A 23,311-nucleotide genomic window follows, 5' to 3' on the forward strand; every position below is an offset into this window, starting at 1 on the left:
GCCACCACCCCGGCGAAGGCCGGGGCCTAATTGGGGAACGCTCATGAAAGGGGACGGTGTTCGGTTACAGCCACCTTTCCAATTGGACCCCGGCCTCCGCCGGGGTGGTGCCCCCAACAAAGCGAACCGCCCGCTTCTTGTTCTCCCGCGAAGGCGGGAGCCCAGACTGGACTCTCGCCTTCGCGGGAGAACAAGAAGACGCGAGCTCATCTCGCAGTCCGAGGATAGAAGCCGCCCCAACATCACCGGTTAGCCGCAATGATCTGCCGGATCTTCGCCTCGACCGCGGGGTCGCCGCCGCCCGTCGCCAGCCCCTTGTAGGCCGCCGCCGCCGGCCGCCCGACCATCGTCCCCGACTTGTCCGCGGTCGATACGGTCGCGTTCACCGACAGCCCCACCCGTAGCGGATTGCGGCGCAGCTCGCCCTTGTCGAGCGCGATGCGGACCGGCACGCGCTGGGTGATCTTGATCCAGTTGCCGCTGGCATTCTGCGGCGGCAACAACGCGAACGCGTTGCCGCTGCCCGCGCCCAGCCCGACGACGTGCCCGTGATAGACCAGATCGTCGCCGTACATATCCGCCGTCACGGTCGCCGGCTGGCCGATCCGCAGATCGCGCAACTGCGTCTCGCGGAAGTTCGCGTCGACCCACACCCGGTCGAGCGGCACCACCGCCATCAGCGGCATCCCTGCCGACACCTGCTGCCCGAGCTGCACGGTCCGCTGCGCGACGACGCCGTCGATCGGCGCGACGACGTGCATGTGGCTGCGCGTGATCGCCGCCCGCCGATACGCCGCGATCGACGCCATCACGGCGGGGTTGGTCGACACGGTGGTGCCCGCAACACCGCTGCGCGATTGCACCTGCTGGCTGCGCGCGAGTTGCAGCGTCGCCGCCGCCACCTTCACCTGATCGGCGGCATGGCTCAATTCCTCACCCGAGATCGCGCCTTCCGCGGCGGCACCCCGACGCCGCACCAAGTCGTTCCGCGCGCGCGCCAGTTCGGCCTCAGCCTGGACCACCGCTGCGCCGGTTTCGTTGACCTTCGAGAAATCCGACCGGGTCGCACGCACCGCCCGCGCGAGCTCCGCTTCGGCGGATGCCAGCCCGACATCGGCGGTCGCCGCATCGAGGTCGATCAGCGGCTGCCCGGCCTTCACCATCTGCGTGTTGTCGGCGTGGATCGCGGTCACCTGCCCCGGATCGCGTGCGGTGATAGAGACGACATCGCCCGCGACATACGCATCGTCGGTTTCCTGCTCGGGCGCCGCGAGCAGGAAGTGGAACACCGCCCACACGATCACGCCGACCAGCACGATGATGCCGAGGATCGTCAGCCCGAGCTTGCGCCCCCGTGGATTGCCGGCAGGCGCAGTCGCGTGCGTTTCGGTATCGGTCATCGTGTCACTTCCTGAAAATCGAAACCGCCGCCCAAGGCCAGCACGAGTTGCACACGCTGTTGCGCCGAATTCGCGGCGAGGTCGGCATCGGCCTGTTCCGCGGCGAGCAAGCGCACATCGTTGTCAACGAGGTCGAGCCGATTATCGAGACCGCTGGAGACGCGGATCGCGTTCAGCCGCCCGGTCTCGGCATAGCCGCGCACCACCTCGCGTTGGCGCGCACGGTCGGCCTCCAGCGCGCCGATCCGCGCGACCGCATCGGCCGCTTCGCGCACCGCCCCGATCACGCGATCGTTATAGTCCGCAGTCGCCAGATCGAGCGCCGCGGTCGCCCCCGCCAGCCCCGCCTTCAGCCGACCATTGTCGAAGATCGGCAGATGGATCGCAGGACCGGCGCCCACCGTCCCGGCACCGAACGACACCAGATTGCCGAGCCCGACCGCCTGGAACCCCGCCATCGCGGCCAGGTTCACGTTCGGATAAAAAGCCCGCCGCGCAACCTGACGCCCCGCCGCCGCGGCGTCGATCCGCGCCTGAGCGGCAGCGATGTCGGCGCGCCGTGCGAGCAAATCCGCCGGCACCGTTTTCGGCAACGGCAGGACCGCATCGAGCTTCAATGCCGTCGCGCCGATCGTCGCGGGGTAATCGACACCGCGCCCGGCCAGCGCCGCCAGCGCGTTCTTGGCGAGAACCTGCGCCGCCTGCGCACGCAGCAACGCCTGCTGCGCCTGCGCCAGCAACGTCGTCGCCGCCTGCGCATCGAGCTTGCTGCCGAGCTTGTTGCGGATCCGCACATTGACCAGCCGCAGCGTATTCTGCCGCGTCGCGATCGTCCGCTGCGCGATCGCCGCCTGCGCTTCGGCGCGCTCGAGATCGACATACGTCTGCACCACCGCCCCCGACAGCGCCAACCGCGCCGCCGCGACGTCGAGCGCGGCGGCGCGTACCGACGCACGCGCGCCCGCGATCGCCGCCTTCTGACGCCCGAACAGATCGAGGTTCCAGCTGAGGTTCGCCGCGACCGTCCCGACGAACTGGGTCGTTCCCGCATACGGCGGCGGAATGGTGTAGCGGCCGCTCAGCCGCGCATATTGCTCCTGCGCGTCGAACGTCACCTCGGGGCCGTTGTCCGCGCGGTTGGTCGACAGTACCGCCTGCGCCTGCGTGACCCGCGCCAGCGCGGCGTCGAGCGTCGGATTGCCCGCCACCGCATCGTGCACCAGGCGATCGAGTTGCGGATCGCCGAATCCGCGCCACCAGTCCGCCGCGACGACCGGCGCCGGCTCGGCGGACAGACCAAGCGTCGAGGGTGCGATCGGCGCCACGACGGTCTCGGATGCAGGCACCGCGCATCCCGCGAGCATCCCCGTCAGCAGCGTGGTCGCAAAAATCCGGTTTCGAGCAGTCATGGTCGACGACCTTCCGTAAGAGCATCGTCCAGCGTCGTGCGGAGTTTCTGCAGGAGGCCGATCAAGGTGTCGATCTCGTCCGCTGCCCATCCCTGGGCGAGCAGGACGTTCCAATAGGCGACGATCCGGTCGCGACACCGGATCGCGATCGCTTCGCCGTCGGGGGTCAGTTCGAGATTGAGCACCCGCCGGTCGTCGTTCGCGCGCGACCGTGTCACCCATCCGCGCTGCTCCATCGTATCGACGAGCCGGGTGCTGGCGCCCTTGTCGTAGGACAGGTCGCGCGCAAGATCCGCGCAGGTCGACGACCGTCCGGCCAAAAGCGACATGAGCGCAGACCACTGCGTTCCGGACACGCCTTCGTCGACGAAGATCGGTTCGATCAAACTCTGTCCGATCTGGTGGACGCGCCGCGACAGATAGCCGAGCGAGCATTCCGGGCCGAATTCCGCGGGTGTGAAAAAGTCCATATGGCTGCCATGACAACCATTGCCTCGGCAGTCAATTGCGGACTGCAATCGAGGACGTCGGGCCGCCGACGGACCGCGGACTTACGCCGCGAGCGTGGCGATCCGTTCCTCTGCGCACAGCAGGCAATCGTCCAGCTTCGCGCCGAGCATGAATTCCTGCTCCGAGTCGGCGATGTCGCGCGACTCATTGATAAGGCGGCTGATAGCCGTCAGGCGTTCGATAGCTTGATCTGCGCTTCGCATCGGACTTCCCCCTATTCGCTTGCCTATGTCAGGAGTGCCGGACCGACACCCTTCGCTCGTTTAGCCGCCACGTCCCCTCGCAGGACTTGCTCAGCATCGCCACGTGCCGATCGGCAATGCCGAGGACGGTCGATCACGACATTATAGGACGCGAGTTAATGAAGCGGACGGGCCAAACCTTATCTTTGTCATAGTAATTGATCAAGATCTCAAAACAAGCCTGATAATTCCAAGACATCGACCAAGTATAATTGGGATTTTAGGCAGCCCAGCAACGGCTATCCCGCGAATAAACCATAATATTTGTTAGTTCTGAAAGAACTATCCAATATCAATATCATCCTTTCATCAGGCAACAATACGCCGCCGCATCGATGGTCGGACGAAAGATGCCGAACGTCTCGCTCGAGTCGGAATGCCACTTCGGGATCGGAACGCACAACGAAAAGGGCCATCCGCTACAGCGGACGGCCCTTTCCGGATCGGCGCCTATCGCCAAATCGAGGTGCCCTGTCAGAAGCGGATGCTGATCGATCCCTTGTAGGTCTGGTTCGACACGTCGCTGCGCTCGATCGTGGTATCGGCGCCGATCGAGACGTCGACTCGGTCACCGACCAGCGTCAGTCCGCCGCTGACTTCGCCCCAGTTCTTGTCCTGACCCGCGAGCGCGAACAGTGCGTTCGGACCGATCCCGCCGACGAAGTTCGCGCCAAACACACCCGGCGTCGAGTTGAAGTCGTGGACATAGTTGGCCGCGACATAGGGCTTGAGCGACGCGCCACCACTCAGGAACAGCCCGGCACGCCCCTGCACGCTGTCGAAGCTGTCGCGGTCGACGAACATCGCCGGGCCGCTCCCGTTCTGGCCGCCAGTCTCGATCGACTTGCCGAAGCCGATATGGCTGGCGCGGATCGACACGCGCGGGCCGACCTTCAGCATCGACAGGTCGAACGCCTTGCCGAGGCCGACCTCGCCGACCAGCGTCAGCGCGTTGTCGGTGCTGCGCAACCGGTAGCTGGTGCCGACGAAGCCGACGCTGCGATCGGTCTTGGCGACGAACGCACCCGCGCTGAGTTGCGTGTCGAGGATGATCCCCGACGCGGTCTCCAGCTTGCCGTAGACCGTCCCCTGGTACAGCGCGCCCTTCGCCCGCTGCGCGATCCCGCCGGTGGTGCCGTCGGTGTCGGTGTACGAGACCGACAGGCCGACCACCGCGCCCTCGCCGGCCTGCTTCTCCAGACCGCCAGCGATGAAATAGCCGTCGAACTTGTCGTGGCCGCCGAACGGGATCGCGGTCGGCATCGAGCGGCTGCGGCCGTCGATATAGCCGCCGGCGATGAAGCCACCCATGTCGTCGGGAAGCTTGCCCGACTGGACGACCGGACCGCCGGTGTCGCTCATCATGTCCTGCCCGCCCGGCAGGTCGCTCGCCATCAGCGAGGCCACCTGGAACGGCTTGCCGATCAGCGCGAGCGTACCCCCGAGCCCGTGGCGCGTATCGATCTGCGCGATGCGATCGCGGTAGAACCGCGACATCGTGTCGACCGACGCCACGCCGAGGCTAGATTTCAGCGTTTCCGCGCGGGGCGCGAGCCCCTCCAGCGTCGAGCGGATCGTCGCTGCGGTCTGCAGGTCGAGCGTGCCGTACAGCCCGCTCAGCGCCGCATAGTTTGACCGGTTGCGATCAAGCAGTCCGGCATACGCTGTCTGGATCGGCGTCGCGGCGACGACATTGCTGTATTGCCCCGCAGCAATTCGCACCTGCACCGCATTGGCGCTGTAAACATAATTCGGCGTCAGGATCGCGCTGAGCGGCGTCGCCGCATTGAACGCCCCGCTGACCCCACCCTGCGCGGTCACGATCGTGTAGATATCGTTCGATCGGATGGTCTGCCCCGCGACGGGCGCGAACCCGACGCTGCCGCCGAGATTGACGATCCCGTTGGTCGCCGCGCCACTGGCATTGAACGTGGTCGCCACGAAGGCAAGCTTGTCCGACGTGCCGTTGGCGCCGAGATCAACGAGCAGGTTGGTACCCGAGGCCAGGATGCCGTTGCCGGCAACGGTCAGCGTCCCGATCGTCCCCATCGTGCCCGGCGCGATCATGCCCGAGACGCTGGTGAAGAACGGCGTGTTGATCCGCCCCGATCCGGTCAGCAGGCCGGCGAGCATGAAATAATCGCCCGGAGTCGAGATCGTGCCGTCATTCTGCACCGTGCCGGTCACCTGGTTGATCGTCATCAGGCTGGTCAGCGACCCGGCCGACGTCACCGCCAGCTTGGCCGTGCTGCCCGCGACGGTGAACTTGTCGACCGTCACCGACGATGCGAGCGTCGTGGTGCCCGCCGCTGCCAGCGTGACATCGTAATAGCGCGCGCTACGCTGCGTAGCGCGATCGGGATCGATGTTGTTGGGGACGAAGTTGGTCGCGCCCGGCAGGCCGTTGGCGAGCGTCGGTGACAGCACCGCCAGCGCCGTCACGTCCTTACCGGCCTGCGCGACGTTCTCCGCGCTGGCCAGCAGCGACGCGTCGGCCTTGCCGCCCTGCGCCACGGTTTCCAGCATCATGCCGGCTGCGGCGACACCGCCCGTCGCGACCTTGGTCACGACTGCCGGCGAGGCGGCGGTCGTCGTCACCGGAACGCCGTCGACCGTCTGGACGCCCGTCTTCACGTCGACGCAATCGGTCTGGAAGCACACCTGGCCGAACTTGTTGCCATCGCCGGCAATACCAGCGCCGGTGCTGGTCGGGACGCCGTTGACCAGCTTGCCGTCGACGATGATCTGGTAGTTCGGGTCGAGCGCGGTCACCCAGTGCGATGCGTCGGTCCACTGACCGTCGCCCGCCTTGGTCTGCGCATAGCGATACGGATTGTTCGCGGTGATATAATCCGAGAACAGATAGAGCGGCTGATAGAAGCTGGCCGTACCATAGGCACCGAACGGCTGCGCGCCGTAGAACCGGTTACCGCCCGACAGGACGCCGATCACGACCTGCTTGGCGAAGGTGCGATCGAGGATCAGCGGACCGCCCGAATCGCCCCCCGCGGTCGTACCCTCGTTGGGCAGCGCGTCGTCCTTGAACAGATTGAAATCGTAGGGGCTGGCGGCGGCGGTACCGCGGCGGGGATCGTCGAAATCGAGCTGGTACAGGTTCTGCGGCAGCCCACTGGTCGATCCGAACAGGAACGCGTCGCGATCGTCGAACGAGCCGAGGATGCCGATCGTGTTCTCGGCGATGCGGCGGCGATAATCGATGCCGTTGGTATCGCCGACCAGCGTGCCGCCCTGCCCGCTGCGGCCGTAGCCGGTGATCGTCACGTGATAGCCGGTGCCCGTGGTCGCGCCGATCGTCGCGGGTGCCGGCAGCGCGGAGAGCAGCAGCGCCCAGGTCGGCACGTTGGCGGCGGGCGTATCGAGCGTCGCGATCGCGACATCGCCCTGGATGAAGTTCTGCGACAGACCGAGCTTCAGCGAGTCGGCATTATAGACGACCTGATTGACGTTATACAGGAAGTTGGCGGTGTTGGTCTTGTACTGCTGAGCATTGACCGCGCCGGTCGCGGTGGTCGGCAGGAACCAGTCGATTACCGCAGGGCGGTTGTTCTGTGCGAACCCGAACGCGATCGGGATGCCACCGCCCTTCGATCCATATTGCCACGGGTCCTGCGCACCGGTGCCGGCGCCGTTCTCGTTGACGCAATGCGCGGCGAAGATGACCGTGCGCGGGTTGATCAGCGACCCGGTGCAGATCCCGAGGCCTCCACCGCCCGCATCGATCGTCATCTGGCCGACACCGTTCACGCCACCCGCGACGTCCTGTGCGGTGGTCGGCGTACCCGGAGCGCTGATGACGATGCTCGGCTGGGTAACCAGATCGGCGGGGTTGAGCGTGCTGCCATACGCCATCACGTCGACGCTCGTCGGGCGCTCCTGCGCCGACGCCAGCGTTGGAACGGCGGCCGCGATCAGGATCGCAGTGGACGCGAGCAGGTTCAGCCGTGACCGACGCGTGAGACAGTTCGTTGCGCCCGCAGAAACGATCGTCATCTGTATAACCCCCTGTTCGTGCCGTCCATTTTCGGAAACGTGCACCATGAAGGGAAGCTATGCAGACCATTTTGCGAACGCAATCGATGATCCGTCGACTTTCACACCTTTGTAATTATTCGTAACAAACGCGTTAAATATGACACAGGCCGATCGACCGCCCTTACGGTGCTCTCGGGCTGATCCGACAGACCGCGGAGACCAAAATTTCTACGCGCGACCGCGAACGACCGGTAGCGCTACCGCGCATACCGCGATGACCGAATACCTTGCAGCGCGGCAACCCCACCCTTCCCCGATGCGCTCCCCCTTGCTAAGGCCCCTCCGGTAACAGCATTTTTCGCTCGGTCCCCGACGCGCCCGCGTGGCCTATACGGCTGCTTTCCCCTCGGCGCCCGGCGGCCCGACGCCCACGGGAAGGACCCCTATGACTGCCATCGGCCAGGACACCCTCAAGACCCGCACCAGCCTCTCCACCGGCGGCAAGTCGTACGACTATTACAGCCTCGCCAAGGCGTCGGAACAGCTCGGCGACATCAGCCGCCTGCCCTTCTCGATGAAGGTCCTTCTCGAGAACCTGCTCCGCTTCGAGGACGGCGTGACCGTCACGCGCGAGGATATCCAGGCGATCGTCGACTGGCAGAAGGAGCGTCGCAGCGACCGCGAGATCCAGTATCGCCCCGCCCGCGTGCTGATGCAGGACTTCACCGGCGTGCCCTGCGTGGTCGACCTCGCCGCAATGCGCGACGCGATGACCAAGCTCGGCGGCAACCCCGAGAAGATCAACCCGCAGGTCCCCGTCCACCTCGTCATCGATCACTCGGTGATGGTCGACGAGTTCGGCACCCCGCAGGCGTTCCACGACAACGTCGACCTCGAATACGAGCGCAACATCGAGCGCTACGAGTTCCTGAAGTGGGGCAGCAAGGCACTCGACAATTTCCAGGTCGTTCCCCCCGGCACCGGCATCTGCCATCAGGTGAACCTTGAATATATCGGCCAGGCCGTCTGGTCGTCGGCGTCGTCGGGTGACCACGGCGACGGCACGATGATCGCGTATCCGGACACGCTGGTCGGCACCGACAGCCACACCACGATGATCAACGGTCTCGGCGTGCTCGGCTGGGGCGTCGGCGGGATCGAGGCCGAGGCCGCGATGCTCGGCCAGCCCGTCTCGATGCTGATTCCCGAAGTCGTCGGCTTCAAGCTGCTCGGCAAGCTGAACGAAGGCATCACTGCCACCGATCTCGTGCTCACCGTCACGCAGATGCTGCGCGCCAAGGGCGTGGTCGGCCGCTTCGTCGAGTTCTTCGGCCCCGGCCTGTCGTCGATGACGCTCGCCGATCGCGCGACGATCGCCAACATGGCGCCCGAATATGGCGCGACCTGCGGCTTCTTCCCGATCGACGACAAGACGCTCGATTACATGCGCCTCACGGCTCGGTCCGATGAAAATGTCGAGCTGGTCGAGGCCTATGCCAAGGCCAACGGCTTCTGGCGCGACGAGAACGCCGAGGATCCCGTCTTCACCGACACGCTCGAGCTCGACATGGGCACCGTCGTCGCGTCGCTTGCCGGCCCGAAGCGCCCGCAGGACCGCGTCAGCCTCAACAAGGTCGACGAGGTGTTCAACAGCGACCTCCACAAGCTGTACCACAAGGAGCAGCCCGCGCGCGTCGCGGTCGAGGGTCGCGAGCATGACATCGGCGACGGCGACGTCGTCATCGCCGCGATCACCAGCTGCACCAACACCTCGAACCCGTCGGTGCTGGTCGCCGCCGGTCTCGTCGCGCGCAAGGCCAACGCACTTGGCCTCAAGTCGAAGCCTTGGGTTAAGACCTCGCTCGCCCCCGGTTCGCAGGTCGTCACCGACTATCTCGACAAGGCCGGGCTCACCGCCGACCTGAACGCGCTCGGCTTCAACCTCGTCGGTTACGGCTGCACCACCTGCATCGGTAACTCGGGGCCGCTGGCCCCTGCGATCTCGGCCGCGATCAACGAGAACGACCTCGTCGCCGCGTCGGTGCTCTCGGGCAACCGCAACTTCGAGGGCCGCGTCTCGCCCGACGTCCGCGCCAACTTCCTCGCCTCGCCGCCGCTGGTCGTTGCCTATGCGATCAAGGGCACCGTCACGACCGACATGATCGAGACGCCGCTGGGTCAGGGTTCGGATGGCCAGGACGTGTATCTGCGCGATATCTGGCCGACCAACGAGGAAGTCCGCACGACGATGGACGCCAACATCGACGCCGGCATGTTCGGTGCGCGCTACGGCGACGTCTATGCGGGCGACGCCAAGTGGCGCGAGATCGACGTCACGGGCTCGGACACCTACGCATGGCGCGCAGGGTCGACCTATGTCGCCAACCCACCGTACTTCGAGGGCCTCAGCATGACGCCGTCGCCGGTGCAGGACATCATCGACGCCAAGCCGCTTGCGATCCTCGGCGATTCGATCACCACCGATCACATCTCGCCGGCCGGTTCGATCAAGGCCGACAGCCCCGCTGGTCGCTTCCTGCAGGAGCATCAGGTCAGCAAGGCGGACTTCAACAGCTATGGCGCACGCCGCGGCAACCACGACGTGATGATGCGCGGCACCTTCGCCAACATCCGCATCAAGAACGAGATGGTCCCCGGCATCGAGGGCGGCATGTCGAAGTACGACGGCGAAGTCATGGCGATCTACGACGCCGCGATGCGCTTCAAGCAGGACGGCACGCCACTCGTGATCGTCGCCGGCAAGGAATACGGCACCGGCTCGTCGCGCGACTGGGCGGCGAAGGGCACCAACCTGCTCGGCGTCCGCGCCGTGATCACCGAGAGCTTCGAGCGCATCCACCGCTCGAACCTGGTCGGCATGGGCGTGCTGCCGTTGCAGTTCGCCGAAGGCACCGATCGCAAGACGCTCGGCCTCGACGGCTCGGAGACGTTCACGATCCTCGACGTCGCGAGCATCCGCCCGCGCCAGGACGTCACGGTCAAGATGACCCGCGCCGACGGCAGCAGCGAAACGTTCCAGACCAAGTGCCGGATCGATACCGTCAACGAGCTGGAATATTTCCTCAACGGCGGCATCCTCCACTACGTCCTGCGCAAGCTGGCCGCGTAAGACTGCCCTACGATCCTCCCCCGCAAGGGGGAGGTGGCGCCGTAGGCGACGGAGGGGGAGGACGTCGGAACAGAGGTTTCCCTTACCTCCCCCTCCGTCAGGCAAGCGCCTGCCACCTCCCCCTGGCGGGGAAGGATCGATAGAGTCCCAAAATCTCAGGTTATTGCCGGGCGTCTAGCGCCGAGATCCCGCGTGTTCCCGAACACAAAAAGGCGGGGCGACCGTGAAGGTCGCCCCGTAGTTCAGGGAGAAGACCGGGACAGGGGGGACCCGGTCAAAGTCGCCGTCCACAGGGGGAGAGGGAGCGGCGACGCTCTCCCTTTCGCGCCGATATGTTGCAGGGATATGTCGGTCGCGTGTTCGAGCGACATTTTTACAATTAATACGCGCTTCGGCATGAATTTCATGCCCGCCTACCCTGGGCGCCGCCTCAGCCGATCATCATCAGGCTTGCATTGCCCCCTGCGGCAGTCGTGTTGATCGAGGTCGATACCTCCTCCAGCAGCCAGTCGGGCGTGTAGGCGAGCGGCGCGCCAAGCTTGGCCGCATGGACGAGGACGATCGGCCCGGGCATCGCCGCCACCCGTTCGACCATCTGCGTCACCACCGCCGCATCGCCCTCGACCAGCACCGCGGCGAACGGCGCATCGCCGTCCTCTGCAAACACCGAAGCGACCGCAGCAGGGATCCCCTCGGGTAACGCCATGCCCTCGACCTGCGCACGATTGCCCGTCGCCAGCACGACCGCCATCTGCTCCAGCAACCCCGCTGGCGTGGCGGGCTTCAACAGCACACGCCCGCGCGGATGCAGCGCATAGACGTTGCGCTCGCCGACCGGGCCCGGCAGCAGCGTCTCGACACCCAGCGCCGACTCGTCGCGATAAAGACGCGCGGCGGTGGCGGTTGCGCGATGGCCACGTTGCCCCAGCCACGCGATGAACGAGTCGAGCAGCGGCATCGCCGTGCCGGACCCGATCTGCGCGTTCGCGGCCTCGGTCACGAGCCGCCCGAGATACAGCGGACCGCCCGCCTTGGGACCAGTCCCCGACAGCCCACGCCCGCCGAACGGCTGCACGCCAACGATCGCGCCGATGACGTTGCGATTGACGTAGATGTTGCCCGCCTTCACCCCCGCGGTGATGTCCGCGACGGTCCCGTCGAGCCGCGTGTGCAGCCCGAAGGTCAGCCCATACCCGGTCGCATTGATCGCATCGATCAGCGCGTCGAGCTTATCGCGCTTGAACCGGATGACGTGGAGCACCGGCCCGAACACCTCGCGCTCGACGTCGCCGATGTGACCGATCTCGATGATCGTCGGCGCGACGAACGTGCCGTGCGCGCATTCGGCCGGCAGGTCCTGCTGGTCGACCCGGTGCCCCGCCGCGCGCATCCGCGCGACATGCCAATCGATCCCCGCCTTCGCCTCGGCGGTGATGACCGGACCGATATCGATCGCGAGCCGGTCGGTACGGCCGATCCGCAACTCCTGCAGCGCACCCTTTAGCATCGCCAGCGTGCGATCGGCGACCTCCTCCTGCAGGCACAGGATGCGCAGCGCAGAGCACCGCTGTCCCGCACTATCGAACGCCGACGCCAACACGTCCGCGACGACCTGTTCCGCCAGCGCCGAGGAATCGACGATCATCGCGTTCTGCCCCCCGGTCTCGGCGATCAGCGGGATCGGCGCGCCGGTGGCGGACAGCCGCGTCGCCAACTGGCGCTGGATCAGCCGAGCTACGTCGGTCGACCCCGTGAACATCACCGCGGCCGTCTCGGGCGCACCGACCAGCGCCGCACCGATCGCGCCGTCGCCGGGAACGAGATGCAACGCATCTGCCGGGATCCCCGCCTCATGCAGCAACCGCACCGCTTCGGCGGCGATCAACGGGGTTTCCTCGGCAGGCTTGGCGAGCACCGGATTGCCCGCGACCAGCGCGGCGGCCACCTGCCCCGCAAAGATCGCGAGCGGGAAATTCCACGGGCTGATGCACACCACCGGCCCGAGCGCGATCTGCGCTGGCCCCATCGTCGTCCGCGCCTGCTGTGCATAATAGCGCAGGAAGTCGATCGCCTCGCGGACCTCACCGATCGCGTTGGCCGCCGACTTGCCCGCCTCGCGGATCACGAGACCGATCAGGATCGGCATCCGCGCCTGCATCGCGTCCGCCGCACGATCGAGCGCGGCCGCGCGATCGGCCGCCGGCGTCGCGGACCAGGTGCTCGCAGCCGCCAGCGCCACGGCAGCGCGCGCCTCCTCGACGGAGACCTCGGCAACGTGACCGACGACGTCGCGGTGATCGGCAGGATTAAGCACCGGACGCGTCTCACTGACGTCCTTAGAACCGGCATACCACGCGATCGCCGCGCTTTCTCGCAGAGCGTCGCCCAACGCCGCCAGCGCAGTCTCGTCGCTGAGATCGATGCCGTCCGAGTTGCGGCGATCGGGGAACAACCCGCCCGGCAGCGCGATCTCGTCATGGCGCGCGCCGGGGTTCGGCATCGCCGACACGATATCGACGGGGTCGGCGATCATCGCGTCGATCGAAATTGCGGGATCGGCGATCCGGTTGACGAACGACGAGTTCGCGCCATTCTCGAGCAGCCGCCGAACGAGATACGCGAGCAGCGTCTCGTGCGTGCCGACCGGCGCGTAGATCCGGCACGGCCGGTCGAGCTTATCCTTGCCGACCACCTGTTGATACAGCGGCTCGCCCATCCCGTGCAGACACTGGAACTCGTATTGGCCGATCGCGAAATCGGGTCCGGCAAGCTGATAGATCGTCGCCAGTGTCTGCGCATTATGCGTCGCGAACTGCGGGAACACCGCGGCGGGCGCGGCCAGCAGTTTCCGCGCGCACGCAATGTAGGCGATGTCGGTATGGAGCTTGCGCGTATAGACCGGGAAGTCGGCAAGGCCATCGACCTGCGCGCGCTTGATCTCGGCATCCCAATACGCGCCCTTGACCAGCCGGACCATGATCCGCCGCTCCGATCGCCGCGCGAGATCGACGATCCAGTCGATCACGAACGGACACCGCTTGCCATAGCCCTGGACGACGAACCCGAGCCCGTTCCAGCCGGCCAGATCGGGATCGAGCGCCAGACTCTCGAGCAGGTCGAGCGACAGTTCGAGCCGGTCGGCCTCCTCCGCGTCGATGTTGAAGCCGATGTCGTAGCGCTTCGACAGCACGGCGAGACGCGCCACCATCGGCAGCAATTCGTCCATCACGCGCGCCGCCTGCCCGCGGACGTAGCGCGGGTGCAGGGCCGACAGCTTGATCGAAATGCCCGGCCCCGCATACACGCCGCGCCCCGCCGACGCCTTGCCGATCGCGTGGATCGCGGTCTCGTAATCGGCATAATAGCGCGCGGCGTCGGCGGCGGTCGTCGCCGCCTCGCCGAGCATGTCGTAACTGTAGCCGAAGCCCTTGGCCTCAAGCTCGCGTGCGCGCTTCAGCGCCTGCTTGATCGTCTCGCCGGTGACGAATTGTTCGCCCATCATCCGCATCGCCAGATCGACGCCGCGGCGGATGACCGGCTCGCCGACCCGCGCGACCAGCCGCGACAACGCCGCGCCGAGCCCGCGATCGTCGACGCTGCCGACCAGCTTGCCGGTCACCACCAGCCCCCAGGTCGCGGCGTTGACGAACAGCGACTTGCCACCGCCGAGATGCGCGGTCCAGTCGCCGCCGGCGATCTTGTCGCGGATCAACGCATCGCGCGTCGCATCGTCGGGGATCCGCAGCAGCGCCTCGGCGAGACACATCAGCGCGATGCCCTCCTGGCTCGACAACGAATATTCCTGCACCAGCCCCTCGACGCCGGTACCGCGATGTTCGGCGCGCATCCGCGTCACCAGATCGCGCGCCGTCTCGCGCACCGCGGCGTGCGTTTCGGGGTCGAGCGTCGCGGACTTGATCAACGGTGCGAGCGCCTCGGCCTCGTCCAGCCGGTAGGCGGCGGTAATCGCCGATCGCAACGGGGAAGCCTCACGGATAGCGGGGGCGAAGGCGGCGAAGGGCTGACTGGTCATGCCACCGCCATAGATCGCTTCCAAAAGTCGATCCGACTTATGTATCGGCATCGGGCGGGCTATATCGCTTTTGTACGCGCCATCCACAGATCGATCGGAGTGATTTGATGCCCGCAACAGTCGAAATGGATGGCTTCGACCACAAGCTCGTCGCTGCGCTGCTCGAGGACGGCCGGATGTCGGTCACCGATCTCGCGGCCGCTGTCGGGCTTTCGAAGACGCCCTGCCAAGTTCGCTTGCGCAAACTGATCGCAAGCGGCGTGATCCGCGGCTTTTGCGCGATCGTCGATGCCGAGAAGATGGGTCTCGATCACGTCGCGTTCGCCGAGGTGAAGCTCGACGACACGCGCGAGCAGGCGCTGAAGGCGTTCAACGCCGCGGTCCGTCGCATTCCCGAAGTCGAGGAATGCCACATGATCGCGAGCAGCTTCGATTATCTGCTAAAGGTCCGCACCGCCGACATCCGCCGCTACCGCGCGGTGCTCGGCGAGAAGATCTCGAGCCTGCCGCACGTCGCGAGCACGTCGACCTTCGTGGCGATGGAAACCGTCAAGGACCGGACCCGCTGATTCACGGGCCCGGCGGGTCCGTGACTAGCGCTTGATCGGCGCGAACGAGAACAGTCCGCTGCGATAGTTCATGACGACGTGCGTGGTGGTGATGCCGTCATGGACGACGACCTTGGCCTGATCGGCATGCGGCTTGGAATGGCCCAGCTTGGGGTTGCTGGCGAAGCCGATCCCGTCGTGGAGCAGGCTGAAGCCGTGGCCGCCATCGCGCGCATGGACGACGCTGAGCGCGTAGGTGCCCGGTGCGGGCACGCGCAGGCAGAGCGACACCACGCCGGTCGCGGGCACGGTGATCACCGACCGCCGGAAGGTCTTGCCGGTGCCGATCAGGACGTTGTCGTCGGCGAGGAAGTCGCCGTCGCGCGCGGGGTAGAGTTCGGCGCGGAGCACGCCGACCCGGTCCTTCAGCCCATCGACGTCGACGATCAGCGCAGGCCCCGGTTCGTTAGGTCGGCAGCGCGCCTCGACGGTGCCCAGCCTGGGCGTCGAGGGAATAGGCGTAGCGGCGAGCGCCAATATCGAAAACAGGATCACTTGTTACGCTCCATGGTGGCGAGTTCGACCGCGGTCAGCGCCGCGCCGAGCAGAAGATGCGTGACCAGCCACAGCCCGGCGATCATCGTCAGCACCGCGGTTACTTCGGAGGTCCGCCCGACGGTGAACGCGACCAGCCCGGCAAACACGATGTCCTTGTTCGGCAACAGCGGCAGGCGTGACACGAGCATCCGCAACGTCGCCAGCGCGAGCCACCAGGCGAGCGGTGCGGCGGGCATCACGGCTGCCCACAGCAACGCGGCCAACACGGTGGTGGCGACGATCCGCAGGAAATGGATGACCGCGATCCGGGTCAGTTCCGGGCGCGGCAACGTCAGCAGGCGCTTGCGCAGCACCAGCGTGACGAGCGACGGGATCGCCATGCTCGCCGCGGACACGATCATGACCTTCGCGCTGGTACCTAGGTGCAGCGCGGCGAGTGCGTGCCAGCTCGCCGCTGCCAGCGCGAGCGTGCAGACGTTGGCGACCACCGCGGACAGGATCGCGACGTCCTTGATCGCGCCGAACGGCGTGCCGACCATCGTCGCGTGCTTGCGCGCCCAGCCGTAGAAATACAGTTCGCCCGAATAGCCGAGGATGATCTCGTTGCTGATCCGCTTGCGCAGCAACGCGAGAATGCCGCTCGGTGGCAATCGCCAGAGCCGCCGGTAGATGATCCATTCGCTGAACGGCGTGACCAGATAGCCCAGCGCGAAGATCGCCCAGAACAGCGGCGACATCGGCACCATGCGCAGAATGCCGGGCACGTCGAGGCTGCGCAGTTGCCACAGCGCGCCGATCAGGATCGCGGCGGACAACAGCGGCGCGAGCCAGCGGCCGACGAAGCCCTTGCGGACGACGGTCGGGGTAAGGGCGGGAAAAACCTGCGCGCGCGTCAGCGTCAGCGGCATCTCTGTCATGCGACATTGCTCCGGTAGAAACAGGATCGGGCCAGCGGCGGGCGGCAGAGGCGTGTGGTGCCAAGCGACGCCGAAGCGAGTGATCCGGATCGGGTCATGCCCACAGGACGCCGCCAGCAACGCCGAGCCGCAGCGATGCCCGTCCCATCAGTGAAATAATTTGCCGGTAGAGATCGGCGCGGACTGCGGAAGCATCGAGGCGGCGCCGTCCCGTCATCAGTGCGCGACGTATGAAGGCGAGACCATGGCGACATTCGACCGGAGCGGGGGCGACCAGAGCGAGAACGGGGGCGACCAGAGCGGGGGGCAGCGTCTTTCAGCGTCCGGCGCCAAGCCGATGGCACGCAAATCGGCGGCGCAACGGCGTCTGGTCGTCTCGATCCACGACGTCTCGCCCGCCTTCGTCGCGCCGATCGACCTGCTCGCCGAACGGATCGACGCGATCCTCGGCGGACCGAAGTTCGCGATGCTGGTGGTCCCCGATCACTGGGGCGCCGCGCGGCTCGATCGTGCCCCGGCGTTCGAGCGGCGGCTGCGCGCATGGTCCGATGCCGGCGTCGAGATGTTCCTGCACGGCTGGTTCCACCGCGACGCAAGCGATCACCGCAATGCGGCCACTGCGCTCAAGGCACGCTACATGACCGCCGGCGAAGGCGAGTTCCTCGGGCTCGACGCGGTCGAAGCCGAACACCGAATGCGTGCGGGTCGCGACATGGTCGAGCACGCGATCGGCCGCTCGGTCGCGGGCTTCATCGCGCCGGCCTGGCTCTACGGACCGGGCGCGCATGCCGCGCTGAAGGCGTGCGACTTCGCGCTGGCCGAGGATCATTTCCGCGTCTGGCAGCCTGCCACCGGCGCGATCGTCTCGCGCGGCCCGGTCGTGACCTGGGCCAGCCGGACGCGCGCACGGACCGCCAGTTCGCTCGCGGTCGCGGCGGCGGCGCGCGTCATGCCCGACTGGATGCCGACGATGCGAGTCGCAGTCCACCCCGGCGACGTGACCAAAGAATCGCTGCTGACCAGCATCGACCGCACGCTGCGCACGCTCGCCGAGCGCCGCACGGTATCGCGCTACGCCGACCTGGTCGCCGACCAGATGTCAGCTGCACCGGTTGAGAGGATCGCAGCATGAAGATCGTCGACGTCTGCGCATTCTACACGCCGACCGGCGGCGGCGTCCGGACCTATATCGACCGCAAGCTCGTCGCGCTCGCCGCGCGCGGGCACGAGGTCGTCGTCATCGCCCCCGGCGAGGAGGATCGTGAAGAACAGCGTGGCCCCAACGCCCGCGTGCGCTGGCTTAAATCGCCACGCTTCCCGCTCGACCGCTCCTATCGCTACTTCGCCGACCGCGCCGCCTTGCATGCGATGCTCGACGAGGAGGACGCCGACGTGGTCGAGGTGTCGTCGCCGTGGCGCAGCGCATCGATGGTCGCCGACTGGCGGACGCAGTCGGGGTCGCGCGCGCGGCTGTCGCTGATCGCACATGCCGATCCGCTGTCCGCCTACGCCTATCGCTGGTTCGGCAACGTCGCCTCGACCCAGGCGATCGATCGCGCGTTCGACTGGTATTGGCGGCATCTGCGCCGGCTCGACGCGCAGTTCGACCATATCGTCAGCGCCAGCGATAGCCTGACGCAGCGGTTGCGCGAAGGCGGCCTCAACAAGGTGACGACCGATCCGATGGGCGTCGATCCGGGCCAGTTCTCGCCGCGCTTGCGCGACGCCGACCTGCGGCGCGAGATGCTGGCACTGTGCGGGCTGGGCGAGGATGCGCTGTTGCTGATCGGCGTCGGTCGCCATGCGCCGGAGAAGCGCTGGGACATGGTCGCGCAGGCCGCGACGGTCGCGGGCACGCATACCCCGGTCGGGCTGTTGATCATCGGCGGCGGTTCGCGGCAACGGCGCGTGATCGACGCGATCGGCGACAACCCGCATGTCCGCCTGCTCGAACCGATCCGCGACCGGACCGCGATCGCCCGGCTGATGGCGAGTGCCGATGCGCTGGTCCACGGCTGCGAGGCGGAGACCTTCTGCTTCGTCGCGGCCGAGGCGATCGCGTCGGGGCTGACCCTGATCGCACCCGATCGCGGCGGCGCCGCCGATCTGGCGCAGGCCAATGACGGCGTACTCTATCGATCCGGCGATACGCAGGCGGTCGCCGATGCGATCCTGGCGTTTGCTGGAACGCGGCTGGCCTCGGCGGCGGGTCCCCTCGACCGGCCGGTCCGGACGATGGACGATCATTTCGACGCGCTGCTCGCCTTGTACGAGGACAATATGGTTGCGCAGCCCGAACGCCGGCTGGACGTGGCATGATGACCGCCATGGCTCTGATCTCGATGCCGGACACCAGCGAGGACGATCTGCCGAGCGCGACCACCGTGGCGCGACCACCCATCCGCGACGACCTGACCCGATCGCCACCGGTCGCCGCGACGCCGTGGCGGGCGCCGCTCTTCTACCTCGCCCCGATCGCCGCGGTCTTCCTGCTGATCGCGGTCGCGATCGTGCTGCTGTGGCGGGTCGTCACGCGGTCCCGCAGCCTGTGAAACGCCCCACCGTCCTTCGGTAGCGACAGACGCCGCGAGACGCGGTATCGGTCTCGGTTCCTGAAGTTCGGAGCAATGCCGTAGCCGACGCGGAAAGTTTTCAGCCTGCCGGGCTTTCGGCAGTGCTTGCGGCGCACCGCCCGCAGCTCGTCCGGTTCTTCACCGGGCGGACGGGGAGTGCTGCGGAAGCCGAAGACGTGGTGCAGGAGATCTGGCTGCGCACCGCCGAACCCGCCGCCGGGCCGATCGCCAACCCGCTCGCCTATCTCCACCGGATCGGCCTGAACATCGTCCTCGACCGGGTGCGCGCGACCGGACGGCGGGCGCGCCGCGATACCGGCTATGCGGAGAGCATGACGACCATCATGGGCGACGAAGCGGTCGATGATACGCCCTCCGCCTTCGACGCGGTCGCGGGGCGGCAGCGGATCGCGCAACTGGCGACCGCGCTCGCCGGCCCCCCCGAGGGGGCGATGCGGGTATTCCGGCGCCACAAGATCGATGGCCTGTCGCATGCCGAGGTCGCCGCGGAATTCGGCATCACGCGCAGTGCGGTCGAAAAGCACATCGCCGTCGCGCTCAGGCACCTCAGAAAGGCGCTCGATGATCGAATCGACGATTGATCGTCACGCCCGACTGCGGTGCGAGATGAACGGTGGCGTCTATGGCACGAGCGGGGGGCATCCGCTTGGAACGAGGGCACCTTGATGGATGCGACGACCCAAGACCCGATCGACGCAGCGGCAGCCTGGCACGCCCGGATCGATGCGCCCGACATGGATTGGGTGGGGTTCGGCGACTGGCTCGCTCTCGATGACACGCACCGCGCCGCCTATGATTCGATCGCGCTGCTCGATGCCGAGATCGGCGAGGCCGCCCCGTCGATCGCCGCGCTGTTACCGGCAAACGACGACGCGGTGGTCGAAGCGCAACCGCTCGCCCTGCCCCCTCGGACGTCGCGCTGGCGCTGGGCGGCGACCGGCACCGGCGGCGCGCTCGCGGCCGGGCTGGCGCTGCTGTTCGTCGCGCCGCAGCTCGGCGGCGACGGTGCGCAGGTCTATGCGACGAACGCCGGCGATACGCGCGCGCTGACGCTGGCGGATGGCAGTGCGATGCGGATCGATCGCGGATCGCGCGTTTCGGTCGCTGGTGGTACGACCCCTCTGATCACGCTGGCGAACGGCGCGGCGAGCTTTACCGTCCGTCACGATCCGTCGCGAACGCTGATCGTCCGCGCCGGCGACTACGATATCCGCGACGTCGGCACGCGGTTCTCGGTCGTCAACGCCGGTCGAACGCTGTCGGTCGCCGTCGCCGAAGGCGAAGTCAGCGTCGCGCCGCACACCGCCGACGGGTCGGTTCCTGCGACGGTGAGTGCGGGGCAGCGGCTCGACATCGACACCACGACCGGGATCGCTGAGCGGCGGTCGGTCTCGCCCGCCTCGGTCGCCGATTGGACAGACGGCCGCCTCAACTACGACGGTGCGCCGTTACCGCTGGTTGTCGCGGACATATCGCGGTATGCGACCGCCCCGCTGGTGGTCGATCCGTCCGCCGCTGGGCTGCGCTTTTCCGGGGTTTTGACGATTGGCGATGGATCGCGGCTCCTCGATCAGCTTCGCGCGGTTCTGCCTGTACGGTTGCGTCGCGCTGACGGCGTCGTCCATATCGAGCGCGCCGGCCTACGCGGATAAACCGACTCAGGGCGGGATCAGCATCGCCCAGGGTTCGCTGCGCACCGCCCTCGATTCGCTCGCGCGGCAGACGGGCATTTCGATCGGCATGGCCGGGTCGCTGCCCGCCGTGCAGGTCAAACGCATCGACCATGTGTCGGATATCGCCAAGGCGCTGCGCAAGCTGCTCGCCGGGACGCATCTGCGCGCGGTCCGCGTCGACGCGACGACCTGGCGGATCGAACCCGCACCGCACCGCGACCCGGTCGAACGAAACCGCGAGGTCGCGCCACCGGCCGACGCCGGTGGCGATATCATCGTCACCGCCAGCAAACGCGACGAGCGCCTGTCCGACCTCCCCGCCTCGATCGGTATCTTCGGTGCGCCCGCGCTGGACCGCCTGAGCGGCAAGCGCGGGCTGGTCGATCTCCTCGCCGCCACCGACGGCGCGTTCTCGACCAATCTCGGGCCGGGCCGGGACCGGGTGTTCCTGCGCGGCGTCGCCGACAGCGCGTTCAACGGCACCAGCCAGTCGCTCGTCAGCCTGTATCTCGACGACGCGCGGATCGGCTATTCCTCCCCCGATCCCGACCTCAGGATGGTCGATATCGACCATATCGAGATCCTCCGCGGGCCTCAGGGAACGCTGTACGGCACCGGCGCGCTCGGCGGTGTGGTCCGGATCGTCACCACCCGGCCCGATCTCAACACCGTGTCCCAGACGCTCTCGACCGAGGTCACCGGGATCAAGGACGGCGCGCTGGGCGGCGCGCTCGATGCGACCGTCAACCTGCCGATCGTCACAGGCAGCGTCGCGCTGCGCGCGTCGGCCTGGGCGGAGACGATGCCCGGCTGGATCGACGACAGCGGACGCGGCAAACGCAACGTCAACCGCACCGGGCGAACCGGCGCCCGCGCGGCACTGCGCTGGGCGATCGGCAACGGCTGGACCGCGACCGCGAGCGGCGTCGGCCAGTGGATCGACACCCGCGACAGCCAATACGCCACGCGCGGCCTGACGCGCGCGACCTCGATTGCCGAGCCGCAGGACAATGATTTCGTAACGGGATCGCTCGACATCCGCGGGTCGATCGGCCGGCTCGACGTACAGTCGACCAGTTCGGTAGTATCGCACGATTTCACCAGCACCTACGACGCGAGCAGCAGGGCGAGCCTGCTCGATACCGCCACGCCGCTCGCCTATGACGAGAGTCGCGAGATTCGCCTGCTGACTCAGGAGTTTCGCGTCAGCGATCCGTCCGCGCGCCATCCCTGGATCATCGGTGCGTCGCTGCTGAAGGGCACCACCCGGCTGAAGGGCAGCTTCGTCGCGGCCGGCGACGCGATCGAAGCCCGCGACGACAAGGAGGCGGTCTTCGAGGCAGCGCTGTTCGCCGAAGGCACCGAGCGTCTGTCCTCCGCGCTCGACTTCAAGCTCGGCCTGCGCGGCTTCGTCACGACCAACGACATCGAACAACAGGGCCCGCAGGAGCAGAGCGCGACCAAGCTCGGAATCACCCCCAGCGCGACGCTCAGTTGGCACCGCGACGAGACCGGTCTGGTCTGGCTGCGCTACGCCAGCGCGATCCGGCCCGCTGCGGTCTCGCGCGATCTGCCCGGTAAAGACCAGAAAATTCCAGGCGACGAACTGCAAAGCCTCGAACTCGGCTGGCGGGTCCGCGCGTTCGACGACCGGGTCAGCCTTACCGGCGCGGTCTTCGGATCGGTCTGGAAGCATCTGCGCAGCGATGTGGTCGATTCGGATGGACTGTTCGGAACGATCGACGTCGGCAACGCCACCAATTACGGCATCGAGTTCGGCGCGCGGATGGACGCGCGACCGCTGACGATCGATGTCGGTACCACCATCCAGCGTGCACGACTGACCTCCCCCAGCGAATACCAGCGTGGCAACGACGACGACCGCCGCCTGCCGGTGGTCCCCGACTTTTCCGCACGGTTCGGCCTGACGCGGAAATTCTCGCTGATCGCGCTGCCCGCCAGCGCCTATCTGACCGCGCGCTATATCGGCCAGACCAGGCTGAGCTTCGACCCGACGCTCGATCGTCGGGCGGGCAATTATGCGACGGTCGCTGCCGGCGCGACGGTCGACGACGGTCCGCGCCACTGGTCGCTCGCGGTCGACAATCTCCTGAACGGACGGGGCAACAGTTTCGGCTTCGGCAACCCGTTCACGCTCGCGTCGATCAAGCAGACCGTCCCGGTCCGACCGCGCGCGATCACGCTGAGCCTGTCGATCGGCTTCTGAGCAACGCCACCCCCGCGCGGCAACGCCCGCCACCGCACGACCAATTCGTTTGCATGCTACCGCGCCGCACCGGTACG

The 23,311-nt window shown here is 67.1% G+C and carries 16 protein-coding genes; 8 read left to right on the forward strand and 8 right to left on the reverse strand.

The window, feature by feature from the left end; genetic code table 11:
- Nucleotides 1-242 precede the first annotated feature (242 nt).
- From ASG20_RS09760 to ASG20_RS09775, 5 genes are all read right to left on the reverse strand, one after another.
- Nucleotides 243-1,400, reverse strand: coding sequence for an efflux RND transporter periplasmic adaptor subunit (locus ASG20_RS09760; protein ID WP_056051489.1), 1,158 nt, complete (start codon nucleotides 1,398-1,400; stop codon nucleotides 243-245).
- On the reverse strand, nucleotides 1,397-2,809 hold the full coding sequence (locus ASG20_RS09765) for an efflux transporter outer membrane subunit (protein ID WP_056051490.1): 1,413 nt from the start codon (nucleotides 2,807-2,809) through the stop codon (nucleotides 1,397-1,399). Before ASG20_RS09765 ends, ASG20_RS09760 begins: the two co-directional genes overlap by 4 nt.
- Nucleotides 2,806-3,279 (reverse strand): MarR family winged helix-turn-helix transcriptional regulator, encoded by a 474-nt coding sequence (locus ASG20_RS09770; RefSeq protein ID WP_056051492.1) that lies wholly within the window; start codon nucleotides 3,277-3,279, stop codon nucleotides 2,806-2,808. Before ASG20_RS09770 ends, ASG20_RS09765 begins: the two co-directional genes overlap by 4 nt.
- 81 nt (nucleotides 3,280-3,360) lie before the next feature.
- A complete protein-coding gene (locus ASG20_RS19375; RefSeq protein ID WP_156359358.1) occupies nucleotides 3,361-3,522 on the reverse strand; it encodes a hypothetical protein in 162 nt (53 codons plus the stop codon).
- A gap of 513 nt (nucleotides 3,523-4,035) precedes the next feature.
- Nucleotides 4,036-7,572, reverse strand: coding sequence for an autotransporter domain-containing protein (locus ASG20_RS09775; protein WP_056051494.1), 3,537 nt, complete (start codon nucleotides 7,570-7,572; stop codon nucleotides 4,036-4,038).
- Between the two features lie 427 nt (nucleotides 7,573-7,999).
- Here ASG20_RS09775 and acnA point away from each other — a divergent pair, with 427 nt between their 5' ends.
- Nucleotides 8,000-10,684, forward strand: a complete 2,685-nt coding sequence (gene acnA / locus ASG20_RS09780) for an aconitate hydratase AcnA (protein WP_056051495.1) — start codon at nucleotides 8,000-8,002, stop codon at nucleotides 10,682-10,684.
- 430 nt (nucleotides 10,685-11,114) lie between these two features.
- Here acnA and putA read toward each other — a convergent pair whose 3' ends face one another.
- On the reverse strand, nucleotides 11,115-14,717 hold the full coding sequence (putA, locus tag ASG20_RS09785; RefSeq protein WP_056052977.1) for a trifunctional transcriptional regulator/proline dehydrogenase/L-glutamate gamma-semialdehyde dehydrogenase: 3,603 nt from the start codon (nucleotides 14,715-14,717) through the stop codon (nucleotides 11,115-11,117).
- A 107-nt stretch (nucleotides 14,718-14,824) separates the two neighbouring features.
- Between putA and ASG20_RS09790 the strand changes: the two genes are divergently transcribed.
- Nucleotides 14,825-15,286, forward strand: a complete 462-nt coding sequence (locus ASG20_RS09790) for an Lrp/AsnC family transcriptional regulator (RefSeq protein ID WP_056051497.1) — start codon at nucleotides 14,825-14,827, stop codon at nucleotides 15,284-15,286.
- A gap of 24 nt (nucleotides 15,287-15,310) precedes the next feature.
- Here the strand turns inward: ASG20_RS09790 and ASG20_RS09795 are convergent, their stop codons facing one another.
- Together ASG20_RS09795 and ASG20_RS09800 are read right to left on the reverse strand one after the other, a co-directional pair.
- On the reverse strand, nucleotides 15,311-15,820 hold the full coding sequence (locus tag ASG20_RS09795; RefSeq protein WP_056051499.1) for a DUF2141 domain-containing protein: 510 nt from the start codon (nucleotides 15,818-15,820) through the stop codon (nucleotides 15,311-15,313).
- Nucleotides 15,817-16,740: a hypothetical protein gene (locus tag ASG20_RS09800; RefSeq protein ID WP_156364202.1), complete on the reverse strand. Its 924-nt coding sequence runs from the start codon at nucleotides 16,738-16,740 to the stop codon at nucleotides 15,817-15,819. Before ASG20_RS09800 ends, ASG20_RS09795 begins: the two co-directional genes overlap by 4 nt.
- Before the next feature lie 337 nt (nucleotides 16,741-17,077).
- Between ASG20_RS09800 and ASG20_RS09805 the strand changes: the two genes are divergently transcribed.
- From ASG20_RS09805 to ASG20_RS09830, 6 genes are all read left to right on the forward strand, one after another.
- Nucleotides 17,078-17,872 (forward strand): DUF2334 domain-containing protein, encoded by a 795-nt coding sequence (locus tag ASG20_RS09805; protein WP_056052978.1) that lies wholly within the window; start codon nucleotides 17,078-17,080, stop codon nucleotides 17,870-17,872.
- The gene (locus tag ASG20_RS09810; RefSeq protein ID WP_056051503.1) at nucleotides 17,869-19,059 is read left to right on the forward strand and encodes a glycosyltransferase; all 1,191 of its coding nucleotides are present in this window, start codon (nucleotides 17,869-17,871) and stop codon (nucleotides 19,057-19,059) included. Before ASG20_RS09805 ends, ASG20_RS09810 begins: the two co-directional genes overlap by 4 nt.
- Nucleotides 19,059-19,292: a hypothetical protein gene (locus ASG20_RS09815; RefSeq protein ID WP_156364204.1), complete on the forward strand. Its 234-nt coding sequence runs from the start codon at nucleotides 19,059-19,061 to the stop codon at nucleotides 19,290-19,292. The genes ASG20_RS09810 and ASG20_RS09815 overlap by 1 nt, the downstream gene beginning before the upstream one ends.
- Before the next feature lie 122 nt (nucleotides 19,293-19,414).
- On the forward strand, nucleotides 19,415-19,915 hold the full coding sequence (locus ASG20_RS09820) for an RNA polymerase sigma factor (protein ID WP_056051506.1): 501 nt from the start codon (nucleotides 19,415-19,417) through the stop codon (nucleotides 19,913-19,915).
- 84 nt (nucleotides 19,916-19,999) lie between these two features.
- Nucleotides 20,000-20,986, forward strand: coding sequence for a FecR family protein (locus ASG20_RS09825; RefSeq protein ID WP_056051508.1), 987 nt, complete (start codon nucleotides 20,000-20,002; stop codon nucleotides 20,984-20,986).
- Nucleotides 20,886-23,234 (forward strand): TonB-dependent receptor, encoded by a 2,349-nt coding sequence (locus tag ASG20_RS09830; protein WP_082470877.1) that lies wholly within the window; start codon nucleotides 20,886-20,888, stop codon nucleotides 23,232-23,234. The genes ASG20_RS09825 and ASG20_RS09830 overlap by 101 nt, the downstream gene beginning before the upstream one ends.
- Nucleotides 23,235-23,311 lie beyond the last annotated feature (77 nt).

The organism is Sphingomonas sp. Leaf198, from assembly GCF_001424005.1.
Taxonomy (GTDB): Bacteria; Pseudomonadota; Alphaproteobacteria; order Sphingomonadales; family Sphingomonadaceae; genus Sphingomonas.

Bases quoted from the DNA above. Each gene is read 5' to 3' on its own strand.
- ASG20_RS09805 (WP_056052978.1), top strand. From the start codon at position 17,078: ATGGCACGCAAATCGGCGGCGCAACGGCGTCTGGTCGTCTCGATCCAC.
- ASG20_RS09830 (WP_082470877.1), top strand. From the start codon at position 20,886: ATGGATCGCGGCTCCTCGATCAGCTTCGCGCGGTTCTGCCTGTACGGT.
- ASG20_RS09790 (WP_056051497.1), top strand. From the start codon at position 14,825: ATGCCCGCAACAGTCGAAATGGATGGCTTCGACCACAAGCTCGTCGCT.
- ASG20_RS19375 (WP_156359358.1), bottom strand. From the start codon at position 3,522: ATGCGAAGCGCAGATCAAGCTATCGAACGCCTGACGGCTATCAGCCGC.
- ASG20_RS09765 (WP_056051490.1), bottom strand. From the start codon at position 2,809: ATGACTGCTCGAAACCGGATTTTTGCGACCACGCTGCTGACGGGGATG.
- putA (WP_056052977.1), bottom strand. From the start codon at position 14,717: ATGACCAGTCAGCCCTTCGCCGCCTTCGCCCCCGCTATCCGTGAGGCT.
- ASG20_RS09775 (WP_056051494.1), bottom strand. From the start codon at position 7,572: ATGACGATCGTTTCTGCGGGCGCAACGAACTGTCTCACGCGTCGGTCA.
- acnA (WP_056051495.1), top strand. From the start codon at position 8,000: ATGACTGCCATCGGCCAGGACACCCTCAAGACCCGCACCAGCCTCTCC.
- ASG20_RS09770 (WP_056051492.1), bottom strand. From the start codon at position 3,279: ATGGACTTTTTCACACCCGCGGAATTCGGCCCGGAATGCTCGCTCGGC.
- ASG20_RS09810 (WP_056051503.1), top strand. From the start codon at position 17,869: ATGAAGATCGTCGACGTCTGCGCATTCTACACGCCGACCGGCGGCGGC.
- ASG20_RS09800 (WP_156364202.1), bottom strand. From the start codon at position 16,740: ATGACAGAGATGCCGCTGACGCTGACGCGCGCGCAGGTTTTTCCCGCC.
- ASG20_RS09760 (WP_056051489.1), bottom strand. From the start codon at position 1,400: ATGACCGATACCGAAACGCACGCGACTGCGCCTGCCGGCAATCCACGG.
- ASG20_RS09815 (WP_156364204.1), top strand. From the start codon at position 19,059: ATGACCGCCATGGCTCTGATCTCGATGCCGGACACCAGCGAGGACGAT.
- ASG20_RS09825 (WP_056051508.1), top strand. From the start codon at position 20,000: ATGGATGCGACGACCCAAGACCCGATCGACGCAGCGGCAGCCTGGCAC.